The 14,770-nt window shown below is 37.1% G+C and carries 15 protein-coding genes; 10 read left to right on the top strand and 5 right to left on the bottom strand.

The annotated features are described in order from the left end of the window. Positions 1-183 (top strand): hypothetical protein (locus JO950_RS22230; RefSeq protein WP_237732311.1); only part of this gene is annotated, 183 nt, incomplete at its 5' end. Between the two features lie 151 nt (positions 184-334). On the opposite strand, the gene JO950_RS07945 is transcribed toward JO950_RS22230, so the two are convergent. Then, positions 335-568, bottom strand: coding sequence for a hypothetical protein (locus JO950_RS07945; RefSeq protein WP_202702161.1), 234 nt, complete (start codon positions 566-568; stop codon positions 335-337). 532 nt (positions 569-1,100) lie between these two features. Here JO950_RS07945 and JO950_RS07940 point away from each other — a divergent pair. Continuing rightward, entirely contained in the window at positions 1,101-1,415 is a 315-nt protein-coding gene (locus tag JO950_RS07940; RefSeq protein ID WP_070906039.1) for an HPF/RaiA family ribosome-associated protein, read from the top strand. A gap of 54 nt (positions 1,416-1,469) precedes the next feature. On the opposite strand, the gene JO950_RS07935 is transcribed toward JO950_RS07940, so the two are convergent. Further along, positions 1,470-2,126, bottom strand: coding sequence for an NAD(P)H-binding protein (locus JO950_RS07935; RefSeq protein ID WP_202702160.1), 657 nt, complete (start codon positions 2,124-2,126; stop codon positions 1,470-1,472). Between the two features lie 747 nt (positions 2,127-2,873). Here JO950_RS07935 and wrbA point away from each other — a divergent pair. Then, the gene (gene wrbA, locus JO950_RS07930; protein ID WP_202702159.1) at positions 2,874-4,034 is read left to right on the top strand and encodes an NAD(P)H:quinone oxidoreductase; all 1,161 of its coding nucleotides are present in this window, start codon (positions 2,874-2,876) and stop codon (positions 4,032-4,034) included. Between the two features lie 226 nt (positions 4,035-4,260). Here the strand turns inward: wrbA and JO950_RS07925 are convergent, their stop codons facing one another. Beyond that, positions 4,261-4,926, bottom strand: coding sequence for a hypothetical protein (locus tag JO950_RS07925; RefSeq protein WP_202702158.1), 666 nt, complete (start codon positions 4,924-4,926; stop codon positions 4,261-4,263). A 415-nt stretch (positions 4,927-5,341) separates the two neighbouring features. Between JO950_RS07925 and JO950_RS07920 the strand changes: the two genes are divergently transcribed. The 5 genes from JO950_RS07920 (at position 5,342) to JO950_RS07900 (ending at position 9,635) form a co-directional block, all read left to right on the top strand. After that, entirely contained in the window at positions 5,342-5,833 is a 492-nt protein-coding gene (locus JO950_RS07920) for a nuclear transport factor 2 family protein (protein WP_070906043.1), read from the top strand. A gap of 261 nt (positions 5,834-6,094) precedes the next feature. After that, positions 6,095-7,477 carry an ammonium transporter gene (locus JO950_RS07915; protein ID WP_202702157.1) on the top strand — a complete coding sequence of 461 codons (1,383 nt, stop codon included), beginning with the start codon at positions 6,095-6,097 and terminating at the stop codon, positions 7,475-7,477. 294 nt (positions 7,478-7,771) lie between these two features. Then, the gene (gene trmB, locus JO950_RS07910; RefSeq protein ID WP_026109789.1) at positions 7,772-8,449 is read left to right on the top strand and encodes a tRNA (guanosine(46)-N7)-methyltransferase TrmB; all 678 of its coding nucleotides are present in this window, start codon (positions 7,772-7,774) and stop codon (positions 8,447-8,449) included. A gap of 42 nt (positions 8,450-8,491) precedes the next feature. Next, positions 8,492-9,127 (top strand): LysE family transporter, encoded by a 636-nt coding sequence (locus JO950_RS07905; protein WP_070906045.1) that lies wholly within the window; start codon positions 8,492-8,494, stop codon positions 9,125-9,127. Between the two features lie 181 nt (positions 9,128-9,308). Further along, positions 9,309-9,635: an MGMT family protein gene (locus tag JO950_RS07900; protein ID WP_202702156.1), complete on the top strand. Its 327-nt coding sequence runs from the start codon at positions 9,309-9,311 to the stop codon at positions 9,633-9,635. A gap of 104 nt (positions 9,636-9,739) precedes the next feature. Here JO950_RS07900 and JO950_RS07895 read toward each other — a convergent pair whose 3' ends face one another. Together JO950_RS07895 and JO950_RS07890 are read right to left on the bottom strand one after the other, a co-directional pair. Beyond that, entirely contained in the window at positions 9,740-11,068 is a 1,329-nt protein-coding gene (locus JO950_RS07895) for a PAS domain-containing sensor histidine kinase (protein ID WP_202702155.1), read from the bottom strand. Positions 11,069-11,150: 82 nt separating this feature from the next. Then, entirely contained in the window at positions 11,151-12,497 is a 1,347-nt protein-coding gene (locus tag JO950_RS07890) for a sigma-54 dependent transcriptional regulator (protein WP_202702154.1), read from the bottom strand. 157 nt (positions 12,498-12,654) lie between these two features. Here JO950_RS07890 and JO950_RS07885 point away from each other — a divergent pair, with 157 nt between their 5' ends. Then, a complete protein-coding gene (locus tag JO950_RS07885) occupies positions 12,655-13,902 on the top strand; it encodes an efflux RND transporter periplasmic adaptor subunit (RefSeq protein ID WP_202702153.1) in 1,248 nt (415 codons plus the stop codon). Between the two features lie 142 nt (positions 13,903-14,044). Then, on the top strand, positions 14,045-14,752 hold the full coding sequence (locus JO950_RS07880; RefSeq protein ID WP_202702152.1) for an ABC transporter ATP-binding protein: 708 nt from the start codon (positions 14,045-14,047) through the stop codon (positions 14,750-14,752). Positions 14,753-14,770 lie beyond the last annotated feature (18 nt).

The following is a 14,770-nucleotide window of genomic DNA, read 5'->3' as shown; positions in this document are numbered from 1 at the left end:
ATTGAATATTCAATATTAGAAATCCCAACTGTACTCAATCCGCCTATAAAACTTATAGACGTTATTTATAATTGCCCTATTTGTGATTACGAAATTGAAATAGATATGTTTGTAGATAATGATAGTTTTGTAAAATGTGATATTTGCGATCACATAACAAGATTTAAAATTAAAAGAATTTGAATTCGTGTATTATTAAATGTAACAAGAGAAAAGCAAAGGATTGAAAATCGCAACTAAGCCACTTGCGAAGATTTCTCATCCTTCGAAATGACAAACTAAGCGGAACAAAGAAATCTCATAAAAAAAGCCACTTCACAGTGGCTTTTCAAGTTTATTCAACATCCAGATACGGATTTAAAATTTCGGCTAATTGATTGAGCCAGTAAAATCCATTTTGGAGGTTGGTTTTCTCGGATTGTAAAGATTCGTGTTCCTGCATTACACTTAAGGCAAGTGCATAGTTTACCTGACGAATGGTTTTTGCCATTGTTGCGGGATCAATCGAATTGCTGAAAAAATCAGCCAACCTTAATTCGGTTTCTTTGGTGAAGGTGTTTGTACTCATAATCTGAAAGTTTAAGGGATATAAAACCCGAATGGGTTAGCTGTCCTACGCCTTTCAGAGCGTTGCAGTTGTTTCCAATACCGCCAGCGTACCACACGGGCAAAAGTTTAGTCAAGTTCATAATCTGAAAGTTTTAGGACTGCGAAGATATGAAAAGCAAAAAAGTTATGGAGGGTTTTCTTAGTTTTTAACTTAATGACCGGGGCTTCGACTTCGCTCAGCCTGACACTGGGTGTGACACTCTGCATGTCGCTCAGCCTGATACTAGGTGTTATTTCTCTCTTCGATCGAAATGACAAATAGCACGTAAAACACAAAACATCCATAAAGCATGTCATTTCGAAGAATGAGAAATCCTCGTGAGTAACTCTACGATCTAAATCAAACCTTGCGGAGTTACTTGTGTGATTTCTCTCTTCGATCGAAATGACAAAAAAAACTGCAATTAATTTCTTAATGTTTTATTAACCTATTTGTGTTTTTGTCTAAAAAAAGATAGCTTTGAGAGACAATCATTAAATACAAACCAATTATGAAAATTCAGATCAATACCGACAAGAACATCGAAGGACATGAAAGATTAGAAGCTTATTTCTCTGGTGAATTAGAAAAAGGCTTAAAGCGTTTTGAAGATAAAATTACCCGCGTTGAAGTTCATTTTGGAGACGAAAACGGGGAGAAATTTAGTCTGCACGACAAAAAATGTGTGATTGAAGTTCGTACTGCAAAATTACAACCAGTAACCGTTACAGACCATGCCGATACGCTTGAAAAAGCTTTTATTGGTGCATTGGCGAAGGCAAAAAAATCTTTAACTACTACTTTCGAAAAAATGAAAGCGTATTAATTTATATCCCATCCATAAAAAGGACCTTATCTCTAATCCGGATAAGGTCCTTTTTTATTTTAGTAAAGTCGTCATTTCTTTCCAGTGTACTATTCTTACCTTCTGATCCAATTGTTCTGCGCTTTTTACCATTGCTTTGGCAATATCTTCGGCCTCTATTCCTTTGTATTTACTTAGGCTCCCCATAAATATTGGGTTGATCCATTTGAATATTCCAATGAATACTTTTTCCATCGGTCGGCTTTCTTTTCGGTCTCCTAAAATCATAGAAGGACGAAAGATATAAGTATGCTCTAAATTCAGACTGATGATCCCTTGTTCGGTTTCTCCCTTTAACTTCGTATAAAATATCGACGATTTCGCATTGGCACCAAGAGCCGAAACTAGAAAGACCGCTTTTGCTCCGTTTTCTTTCGCCAGTTTTGCTGCCAGAATCGGGTAATCGTGATCGATTTGATAGTATAACTTTTTGTCTGGTGTTTTCTTCTGTGTAGTACCCAGAGCGATAAAAACTTCATCGGCTTGAATGTCCTTCACCACTTTGGATAAGGAGTTAAAATCACCTATCAGTGTTTTTAGTTTGGGATGCTGGATGTTTAGATCTTTCCTTACTACAATTATTACTTGTTCGTAGTTATTGTTGTTTAATAAATTGTCGAGAATATAGGAACCTACTAGCCCGCTTGCTCCGTACAGAATTGCTTTTTTCATAAGTAAGGCGATTTGTTTGCTCGAAGTTAATTTTTTTTGCCACAGATTTCACAGATTAGAATGATTACTTTTTTTTGTTTCTCGCAGATTCAGCAGATTGAGCAGATTTTTTCTGTGCCTTTATTTTTCTGAACACACAGCTATTTGAGAGAAATGTGTTTACTTTTTTCTCGCAGATTCCGCAGATTGAGCAGATTTTTCTGTGCCTTTTTTGAATACATAGAATTTATTTCTTTAGAAAAGGTGAATAAAAAATTCCGCCACGAATTCACGAATTATTGCTTTATAATAATTCGTGAATTGCTTCGCCTGTTCGCTATCGCTCGGGTTTGCAGATAACGCAGATTTTTTTCTATTCTTTTTAAGCAAAAGCTCCAACGGAGCGATATATCTATAGACTAATTTGAGTATGCGTTTTTCTAATCCAGCTCCAGCGGAGCGACATATAATTTTAGCACAATTTGATAGGTCACCCCGATGGGGTTCTGTTGATGTGCATTTTTAATTTCCTATAAATTTATTGCTCCTCCGGAGCTCTAAATATATTGTTTTGATTTTTTTTATAAATATATTCGTCCCGATGGGACCTAAAATAAATTATACCCAAAAAACCTTAATTAAGATAATAATAACGCTTTTTGATATTGTAAGAAGTAATTTTGCAATCCCAAAAGAAGAACTTGTTTTTTTAAATAAAAAGTTTCTTAATTGAGATTATCCATTACAAATTATTAAAAATTACCCCTCATGAAAAAGCAACTACTGCTATTATTAACAGCTCTTTTTATAGGTTTTGGTTCAAATGCACAAGTAAAATCAGCTGAAACCAATGTGCTGGTTTTGATCTATTCCCAAAATAGCGGAACTTATAAAATGGCCAAGTCTATTGCCGAAGGAATTCAGGAATATCCCAATGCAAAAGCAATTCTAAAACGTGTTCCTTCGATCAATTCAAAAGAAAAACTGAATGCTGATGTAGAAAAATTACCCATTGCAACTATCGAAGAATTGGCCAATTATGACGGAATCGCATTTGGAAGCCCTGTACATTTTGCGAATATTAGTGCCGATATGAGTTACTTCTTCGGTCAAAGTATTCCGCTTTGGACTTCAAGAGCTCTGGAAGGAAAACCAGCTACTGTGTTTATGTCGGCAGGATCGGGAGCCGGAAAAGAGGCTGCGATTTTATCGTTCTGGAACATTCTAGCCTCACACGGAATGATAATCGTTCCAACGGGGATTATGGGAACGGCCACTTTAGACAAAACGGTTCCGCAAGGAAACACTCCGTTTGGCGCTACTTCATTGGCAGGATCTGTGGGAACGAGACCTTCTGCAAGCGAATTGAATTTGGCCAAAGAACAAGGAAAAGCTTTGGCGAGAGTGGCTTCGGGATTGAAAACTACAGAAAATAGTAAAGGAGTAAAAACAACTGCCGTTGAAGCTAAAAGCGATATCAACAAAACCTTAAAAGACAATAACATTACGCTTCCTGAAGCTCCTAAACCGGTTGGGAATTATGTTCCGTTTACGATTTCAGATCATAAAGTGTACATTAATCAGGTGGCTTTAAAAGACGGAAAGATTCTGAATCCCGGAAAAGTTGGCGCAACAGTTACGGATGATCAGGCCAAAGAAGCTACGTATCAAACGATGCTAAATGTAATTGCGGTACTAAAAGAAGCCTGCGGTGGCGATTTGAACAAAGTAAAACAATGTGTACAGTTGACCGGATATTTTAATACCATTCCGGAATATACGCAACATGCAGCCCTTATGAATTCGGCTTCAAATTTAACGGCTTTGGTTTTTGGAGAAAAAGGAAAACATGCCAGAGCGACCATTGGCGCTGCTTCATTACCGATTAATTCGGCTGTAGAAATTCAGGCGATTTTTGAAATTGAATAAAACAATCTTTTATACATTGTCGCCCTTCGACTACGCTCAGGACGACAAAATTAGACCGGAAACTGAGACTGAAAACTGTCTCGCGTGAGGGATAGAGCTAAGCTACCGAAGTAGCAGCGAAAGCCCGACAGCAATATAAAAAGGGGCGACTAAGCGATTGCAATAGTCAGCCCCTTTTTATATTGGTGGCACGCCCAAATTATTATTTATACAATTCTCGGCTTCCTTATGATTTTGGTAATGGCGCACCCACTGCAATATCGCAGCGATGCCCTGGTTTTCCGTGTGCGGGATTTTTTCCATCGGCTACAGTTGCTGTTTCTGTACTTAACAAAGCCGGAACCGCATTGTCTGTCGCCGGAGGTGTTACGGTAAAAGTTTGCGAAGCAGTTCCGCTTTGTGCTGTATTGGCGGCAACAGCTTGTTTGGCAGCAGCCGGAGAATTTAAAGGAGCTCCCACCGGAATATCGCAGCGGTGTCCGGGTTGTCCGTGGGCAGGATTCATGCCTTTAGCCACTTTTGTTGGCGTAACAGTTGTTGTGGTCACTACATTTTGCTGCCCTGGTTTGACCTGAACGGTTTGTGCAGGCTGTGTTGTTGTAGCTTGTCCTTGTGTAGGAGCCGAATTTAATGGCGCCCCAACAGCAATATCGCAACGATGTCCGGGTTGTCCGTGTGCAGGATTCATTCCGCCATTAGCACTCAAAACTGTATTTGGATTTGCTGCAGTAGGAGTCTGAACAACAGGGGCTGCTTTTGTCGTATCTTTTGCCAATCCCAGTTTTACCAATTCAGAATTTGGTGTGTTTTCCTGAGGTTCTAATTCCTTTTTGCAGGAAGTTAAAAAGATAGAGGAAAGTACTAATGAGGTGATGAGTATTTTTGGATTCATGATGTATCGATTTTAAAGCTATCAAATATACTAAATCCTATTATACCATATAAGTGATGTAAGATAATTTAAGTTTTACTTGGCGATTTGGGTTTGCAAAGACGCAGCGTTATTGTTTCACGCAGATTTTAAAAAGATTTAAGCAGATGCATGCACAACATTAATAAATTTAATCCCCTAAAATTTATAGACTCGAGCGATAGCAAGCGGACTAAGCAAATAGTACCAGAAACTCTACACAGAATGTCGCCAATCTTTGTAGAGTTTCTTATGTGATCCTTCGTTCCTCAGGATGACAAACGATACGTTTAACAGCACTGCGTCTTGAACCTCTGCATCTCAGAACCTCTGCATCTCAGAACCTCAGAACCTTTCAAAAAATATTTGCTAACTTTAAATCCAAAACAAACCACTTATGAAAAAACCAATCTTACTTTTATTATTTGTTACCTTTTTTGCAAACGCACAGACTTCTGAAAAAGACAAAGTCAACCAAACTATTGATGCCTGGCACAAAGCAGCCGGCGAAGTAAAATTTGATGCTTATTTTGATTTAATGGCCGAAGATGCTATTTTCATCGGAACTGATGCCACCGAAAACTGGATCAAAAAAGATTTTAAAGTTTGGGCTAAACCCTATTTTGACAAAGGAACTGCCTGGAATTTCACAGCTTTAGAACGTCACATCTTTTTCGACAAAACCGGAAAAATTGCGTGGTTTGATGAACTGTTAAACACACAAATGAAGATTTGCCGCGGATCGGGGGTTTTAATTAAAATAGGGAAAGAATGGAAAATTCAACATTATGTGTTATCTATGACGGTTCCTAATGAGGAAGTAAATGCAGCGATCAAAATTAAGGCTCCTATCGAAGACGTTTTGATTGCAAAGCTTCAAAAAAAATAAACATTTTTGGACTTTCTTTTTACAATCCTAACTTTTTACGCCCTTTACAGTACACTTTGCCAATTTTATTATAATACAATTGGCAATTTTGTCTCTTTTTTAGAAGCGCAAAATAAAATACCCTCAAAAAAACAGGGTGTATTTTACAAAATCCACTAAAATAAAAACAACACCTCTGTTTTTACACCCCTTAAAACCATAATATTCATTTTTTCATAACTTTAACCCTAAAAAAATAGGGACACATAAAGTATTTGAAAAATGAAAATAGAAAAACGCTGGATCATTTCCTTTATTATCATCAGTATTGTTTGCGTTACTGGTGCTTTTTGGCCAACTATAACCGAAAATAGTTACGTATTATCTGAATTTGGCACAACCGATCATATCGTTCCTGCCGATGTCGCCTGGATGTTAACGTCCTGCTGCCTGGTTTTAATTATGACTCCGGGACTGTCTTTTTTTTACGGCGGAATGGTCGGTAAGAAGAATGTGATTTCGACCATGTTACAGAGTTTTATCTGTTTAGGGGTTGTAACACTTCTGTGGGTTGTAGTCGCCTTTAGTCTGGCTTTTGGCGATCCTGTAGGACTAAATTTAGGGGGGCATTTCTATAGTTTCTTCGGTGATCCAACCACTTTTGCTTTTATGGATTATGTGGGAGTTCTGCCTCATAAACAATTGGCCAGCACGATTCCGTTTATGCTTTTTGCATTGTTTCAAATGAAATTTGCGATTATTGCTCCGGCCATTATCACCGGTTCTTTTGCAGAGCGCGTTCGTTTTATATCGTATTTACTTTTTATCAGTCTGTTTACCGTTTTTATTTACGCGCCATTGTGCCATTCCGTTTGGTATCCAACAGGTATTTTAGGCAGTTATTTTGGCGTAAAAGATTTCGCCGGAGGAACCGTTGTACACATGAGTTCAGGATTTGCAGCTTTGGCGGGAGTACTGGTTTTAGGAAAAAGAAAAAACAATCAACACATTCCAACCAATATTCCGTTTGTCTTACTAGGAACCGGAATGTTATGGTTCGGATGGTTTGGCTTCAATGCCGGTTCGGCTCTTGCTGCCAACGGAACCGCCGCAATGGCTTTTGCGACAACTACAACCTCATCGGCAGCAGCCATGTTAACCTGGGTTTTCTTTGACCGAATGAACGGCCGAAAAGTTTCGGCTCTTGGTGCTTGCATTGGAGCTGTGGTAGGTTTGGTCGCCATTACTCCGGCTGCAGGTTATGTGTCAGTTCCTGAAAGTATGTTCTTTGGATTTATAACAGCTCTGGTTTCCAACTCAGTGGTAAATTGTCGCTTATCAAAAAAATTCGATGATACCCTTGATGTTTTTGCCTGTCACGGTGTAGGCGGAATTATGGGAATGATTCTAACCGCTATTTTTGCTCATGGTGAAGATGCGAGTTTGTTACACGGAGGCTGGAATGTATTTGCGCATCACATGATGGCATTGGTATTGGTTTCTGTATTTACTTTCTTCGGAGCGTACTTCTTGTTTAAGGTAACCAATTTCATTATTCCATTGCGTGTTTCTGAAGAGAACGAACATATCGGATTGGATCTCTCCCAACACGATGAGACGCTTGATCCAAAATTAAAATCTATTGCAGAACCGCAGTACAGTTAAGAAATCTTTTTTTTTCGCCACGAATTCACTAATCTACACTAATTTTTTCCGACATACCGCTTAAATTAATTCACGGAAATTCGTGAATTCGTGGCGAAAAACTTTTATTTCTTTTGCCACGAATTAAATTTAATCTGCACTAATTTTTTTCCAACCAAACCGCTTAAATTAATTCGTGAATTCGTGGCGAAGAAAAATATCCTTGATGAAAATTCGTGGCCGAAAACTTTTAAAGCTAATTGTACTATTTTCATTCGTTTATATTCCTTAATTTTGCTGAAAATTTTTGTAAAAGTGGGAAGTAAAAATAAACTAAAAAGATTCAGAGAAAACGAAACATTTCAAAACGTTTTTCAACCAACCAGAGAAGAAGTTGTAGGCGATTTAATGCCTTTGAAAGGAAAATGGAATTCTGATTTCTTTAAAAATGATAATCCATTAGTTTTAGAATTGGGATGTGGAAAAGGAGAATATTCTGTTGGATTAGCAGAAAGATATCCGAACAAAAATTTTATCGGAATTGATATTAAAGGAGCCCGTTTCTGGAGAGGTGCCAAAACCGCTGTTGAAAACGGATTACACAACGTTGCATTTGTTCGAACTCAAATCGAACTAATCAATCATATTTTTGCCGACAATGAAGTGGACGAAATCTGGATTACTTTTCCGGATCCGCAAATCAAATACAAGAGAACCAAACACCGTATGACCAATTCGGAGTTCCTGAAATTATACAAAAGAATCCTTAAAAAAGACGGTGTCGTAAACTTAAAAACCGACAGCGAATTCATGCACGGTTACACGTTGGGGCTACTTCACGGTGAAGGTCACGAGGTTTTATACGCCAATCATAATGTATATAAAAATGAAGGAAGCCCTGAAGAAGTTACGGCATTCCAGACTTTTTATGAAAAACAATATTTAGAGATTAACAAGGCAATTACGTATATTCGTTTTAAAATTAAAGACTAATTTAATTTTAAAAACTTTTTTCATAACCCATCAATCAGCTGAATGGCATTACTTACCCCATTACTTTCAGGTTTTCTTGCCGCTTTCATTGGGATTATTCCACCAGGTTTAATCAACATGACAGCAGCCAAAGTAAATTTGAAAGAGGGGAAAAAAAATGCTTTATGGTTTGTTGCCGGAGCTGTCTTAGTGATCTTTTTTCAGGTTTCTTTAGCCGTTTTTTTTGCACGAGTCATCGACAATCGCCCGGATGTGGTGACATTATTACGCGAAGTAGGATTTGTTATTTTCTCTGTTTTAACCGTTTATTTTTTGTTTATAGCCAAAGAACCGAAAGCCAAAAAATCGAAAATAAAAAAAACCAGTAAAAAAAGCCGTTTCTTTCTGGGAATGCTGCTTTCCGGACTTAACTTCTTCCCTATTCCGTATTATGTGGTTGTAAGTGTTACTTTGGCCTCTTACCACCTTTTTGCATTTGAAAACAACATTATTTTTACTTTTGTATTCGGATCTGTTTTAGGCTCATTTGCCGCTTTATACAGCTACATTGGTTTCTTTGGAAGAATCGAGAAGAAAACAGATTATCTGATGAAAAACATGAATACCATTATTGGAAGCATCACAGGATTAATTGCTGTACTCACGCTTTTTAATATTTTGACTTACTATTTCAGTTAATAAAATATAAAATCAGATTATTATTTATTTGTAAATTTTAGTTTCACGCAGATTTTGCAGATTAAGCAGATCCTTTTTCCTTCCTAAATTAAAAAAATTAGGCTTCATTTTAATGCATAAAATCTGCGTGAAAATTTCGTTAGTAAAATCATTTCTCACCCTCTAACCTGTGCTACAAATTATGGCAGAAGATAATTTTTTTGAAAGAGTTTATGCGATTGCCAGACAAATTCCGTACGGAAAAGTAACTTCTTATGGCGCAATTGCCAAAGCTTTAGGAACAGCCCGTTCTGCCCGAATGGTAGGCTGGGCTATGAATGCCTGTCACAACATGGATGATGTACCTGCGCATCGTGTGGTAAACAGAAAAGGGCTTCTCACCGGAAAACATCATTTTGACGGAACCCATTTAATGCAACAATTACTCGAAAGTGAAGGCATTAAAGTCATAGACAATCAGATTATAGATTTTGAAAAACACTTCTGGCAGCCGGAAATCGAGCTTTAAAGTTTTTTGTTTAACCGCTAGAGACGCAAGGGGCACATATGACAATCCCAAATTCTATTTTTAGAACCATAACTTGTTTGCCATTTTACTTTTTGATATCTGAATCAAATCAGGCAAATTACAAAACTGGTTTTCTCCTCATCGGTTTGGTAACTCAAATAGCCACCGTGTGCTTCGATGATATTTTTAGAAAGCGTTAGTCCAATTCCGGCACCATCTTTTCTGGTGGTAAAAAACGGCAGAAAAACTTTATCTCTGATCTCGGTATCGATTCCTTTTCCGTTATCCGAAATGGCAATAAAAAAGCGATTGTTTTCAGTATACGACGACAGGAACATCTTCTTTTCGCGCTTTTCTTTCAAAGCATAAATGCTATTGGTAATCAAATTGATAATTACCTGTTCTATCTGACTTTTATCAATTAAAATCGATCTTGAACTATTAATCTCGTTTACCAGTTCAATATCTTCCGTCTTTAAAATTGGACTCATTACCCGAAGACAGTCTTCAAAAAGAACCTTTATAGGAGTCATTTTTTTAGTCGGAGTAGGCAGCATAGCCAGTTTTCGATAATTTTCTACAAAAACCTGCAAATGATCGCTCCGATTGATAATGGTCGAAATACTGCTTTTAATATCCTCAAAATCATCCTCTTCTAATTCCTCCTGATCAACTATTTGCAGTAAATTTTGCGAAAGTGCACGGATTGGCGTTAGCGAATTCATTAACTCGTGCGAAATAATTTTCATCAGATTGATCCAGGCTTCCTTTTCTTTTTTCTCGATAACACGCTGAATACTGTCCAGCAGAATAATAAAATATTCTTTGTCATACATTTTCGTATGCGAAGTCTGAAGCACAAAAGTCTGTAAATCCTGATCTTCGATCTTGATCGAAATTGCCGTTTTCAATTCTGTAAAATCGGTCTTTTCGATTTCCTCACAAAGAGAGGGCAAATAGTTTTTAAGATACTTCCATTGGCTTACTTTTGGCACTTTGAATAAGTTGGAGAAGCAATCGTTCATTAAAAAAAGATTCCAGTCCTCGCCACCTTCTTTCTCCAGAATTAAAGTAGCGGTGTCGATATTATTTAAAATGGACTGATAGACGCGCTCTTTTGACGTCTGTTCCTGTCGCTGAACCTTTAATTTATCATAAAGCAAAAACAAGTTTCTGAAATTCTCCTTGTTACTTTCTTCCGGAAAATTATTCGAAAAATCATCCTGTAGGATCGATAAAAGCATTTTATCGTAAAACAAGGTCTGTCCTTTAACAAAAAAATACATTTCAGACAACAATAGAAAAACGACAAAACCAACCAGAATCGCATTGTAATACAGTTCTTTGTAAACCAAAAAGACACAAAAGAAAAAGGGAATCATCAGGAGCAGAATCCTTGCAAACAAAGCGTTATAAAATTTCCAGTTCTTCATTGTTTTATTTTTTATTCCGACAGATTCAAAAGTTTAATATCTAATGAAAATCTTTCAAAGCCGTTCGAAACTATTTTTAAGTTTAGATGTTTTTCAGATCGTATTTTTCAATTCTTCTGTACAACGCGGCCCTTGAAAGCCCAAGTTCTTCGGCTGTTTTGCTGATATTCCCATTATTCTTAAACAATGTTTTCTCGATGGCATTTCGTTCCATTTCAGACAGTGGATTTTCGTCGTTTTCCGGAAGTTCTTCGAAATCCAAAATATCCAGATTGGTTACCGAAATAGTATGATTATCGGCCAAAATTAAGGCCCGCTCAATCTTATTCTCTAATTCCCGAATATTTCCTTTCCAGGGATATTTTTCTAAATAGGGTCCGACATTGTCGTCAAAACACCAATTTTCCTGATTGTATTTTTCAGCAATGTTATCCAAAATAAAATTAGCCATTGGGATAATATCGTCTTTTCGCTCACGCAAAGAAGGTAAATGAATCTCCATGGTATTGATTCGGTACAGTAAATCTTCCCTAAACGTTTTATTTTTTACTTCTGCTTTTATATCGGCATTGGTAGCCGCAATGATCCTTACATTCAGCGGTCTTGCTTTGCTTTCGCCCAAACGGGTTACGGTTTTGGTTTGTAAAACATGCAAGAGTTTGGATTGCAGATGTAACGGAATATTCCCTATCTCATCGAGAAAGATCGTACCGCCCGAAGCCGCTTCAAATCTTCCCGCGGTATCTGTTTTAGCATCTGTAAAAGCACCCTTGGCATATCCAAACAGTTCACTTTCAAACAAGTTATCACTCAGCGACCCCAGATCGACATGCACAAAAGGCTGTTCTTTTCGCTCTGAATTCAAATGAATGAACTCGGCAAAAACATACTTTCCGGTTCCGTTCTCACCTAAGATTAAAACGTTAGCAGCTGTTCTGGCGACTCTCTCAGCAATACCGTAAGCCTGCTTAATTTTAGGAGAAGTTCCTGTAAAATAACTTTTGGCTGGTTTTTCTACTACTTCTTTTTTACCATTCTTTCGGCTCTCTACTACAGCCTTATCAATAATTTCCAGTAGTTTTTCGTTGTTCCAGGGTTTCAAAACATAATCAAAAGCCCCAATTTTAATTCCCTCAACCGCGGTGTCAATTTTACCAAAAGCAGTCATCAAAATCACAACAGTCTTTGGCGAAAGTGTTTTAATTTCCTTCAACCAATGAATTCCTTCGCGCCCATCTTCAAAACCAATTCGATAATTCATGTCCAACAAAACCACATTTATTTCATTTTCGTTTAAAATAGAGATGATTTTTTTGGGACTGTTGGCCGTAAAAATGGTTTCAAAATGTTTTTTGAGAATCATTTTTGCCGAAAAAAGAATTTCTTCCTGATCGTCGACGATTAAAATATGGGCTTGTTTCTTTCGCATGCTGTCTTTTTTTGTCCGATTCTGAACGGTCAACTGTTCATTTCCGAACACTTCTTTTTTAGATGGTTTTTAAAGCTTCTTTAAAATCAATACTTTACAGATTATACTTTTTATGGCACAGTATTTACCTATTGGTAATCAGTAAATTATTAAAGAAATGGACAAGATAATTCCTCGTAAAAATAGAAAATTTAGATATCTCACAATAGCAATTGGAGTTTTTTTAGTTTTGGCGACAATTGCATTTTTCTCGTTTAACACCAAAAGAAGTTTAAATGTAAAAGCCGATGAACTTAGCGTTCAAAAAGTAGAAAAAGCTTTCTTTGAAGATTTTGTTGTTTTTCAGGCCAAAGTAGAACCTCTTAACGTAATGCTTGTGAATGTTACCGAAGGCGGTTCTGTAAAAGAGATTTTTGTTGAAAATGGCGCAATGGTTACCAAAGGTCAGTCCTTAGCACGTTTGTTCAACCCAAACACAGAACTGAATTATTTGACTCAGGAAACGGCTATTATCGAGCAAATCAATAATTTGAACACCGGAAAACTGAACATCAGAAATCAGGAGCTGAACTTAACCAAAGACCTGGTTTTAATCGAACACGATTACAATGACGCCAAAAGGCTGTACGACATGAACGCGAAATTGTTTGAAAAAGATGTGATTTCGAGAAATGACTGGAATAATTTTAAAGAAAGTCTGCGTTTTCAGGACGAGCGCAAAAGAACGATCCAACAAAGTATTCAAAAAGAAAAACAAACCAATCAGGTTCAAATTTCTCAAATCAACCGTTCGATTCAGACTATGGAAAAAAGTCTGGATATTTTAAGAAACAATAAAAAGAACTTTTTAATTACAGCACCGGAATCGGGGAGATTAACTTCTTTTCAACCGGTTTTGGGAAAAACGTTTCAGGCAGGTGAAAGTATCGGAAAAATAGATTCTAAGCAAGGCTACAAATTAGCAGCCGATGTAGATGAATTTTACTTGGAAAAAGTACGCGAAGGACTGAAAGGTCAAGTAGAATTTCAAGGAAAAAATCTGGAAGTTTTAGTTACAAAAGTAATTCCGGAGGTAAAAAACGGGCACTTTAGAGTGGAGCTGGCTTTTATATCCAAAGAAAATATCACTTTACAGGACGGTCTTAGTTTTGGTGTAAAACTGATTCTCTCCGAAAAAAACAAAACGCTTGTGGTTTCAAAAGGAAGTTTCAATCAGGAGTCAGCAGGAAAATGGATTTTTGTAATAAAAGGAAATAAAGCAGAAAGAAGAAACATAAAACTAGGCAGAGAAAACCCATCGTATTATGAAGTTCTCGAAGGTCTAAAAGAAGGTGAATCAGTTATCACTTCCTCCTATAGCGATTATAAAGATATTGAAGAATTATCGATCAGTTCTCAGCAGTAGTTTCTAGTCGCGGTTTTCGGTCGCAGTACACAGTCGCAGTACACGGTCGCAGTTTACATTTTACATCTTATAATTCACAATTCACAAAGTTTCAATCATCAATCAAAAAATAGAATTAACAACCACTAAAATTTCAAAACTTATGATAACCATTCAAAACCTAACCAAAGTTTTCAGAACAGAAGAAGTAGAAACGGCAGCTTTAAGCGGAATTTCTTTAGAGATTAAAAAAGGGGATTTTTTAACCATTATGGGGCCTTCAGGTTGCGGAAAATCAACTTTACTTAATATCATAGGCCTTTTGGACAGCGCTTCAGGCGGGAGCTACAAATTACTAGATCAGGAAATGATTGGTTTAAAAGAGAAAGGGAGAGCAAATGTACGCAAAGAAAACATTGGCTTTATTTTCCAGAATTTCAACCTGATCGACGAACTTTCGGTTTACGACAATATCGAATTGCCTTTGATCTACAACAATGTAAAAGCGGCTGAGAGAAAACAAAAAGTCGAAGCTATTGCCGAGAAACTGCATATCTCTCACCGCCTTAAACATTTCCCGCAACAACTTTCGGGGGGACAACAGCAAAGGGTTGCCGTTGCAAGAGCTTTGGTAAACGATCCTAAAATTATTCTGGCCGATGAGCCAACCGGAAATTTAGATAGTAAAAACGGTAATGAGGTAATGGAACTCTTAACCGATTTACATGCTAAAGGAGCTACCATTTTAATGGTTACCCACTCTGATTATGATGCTTCGTTTTCGCAAAGAACAATCCATATGAAAGATGGGGTGGTATTCTCTGAAAAATTCAACCAACGTAATGTTGATGTTTTTATGGACGTTAAATAACGATAAAATGATCAAATT

Source organism: Flavobacterium sp. UGB4466 (assembly GCF_903469665.1).
Classification (GTDB): Bacteria; Bacteroidota; Bacteroidia; order Flavobacteriales; family Flavobacteriaceae; genus Flavobacterium; species Flavobacterium lipolyticum.
This window is presented reverse-complemented; position numbering and strand designations above follow the sequence as displayed.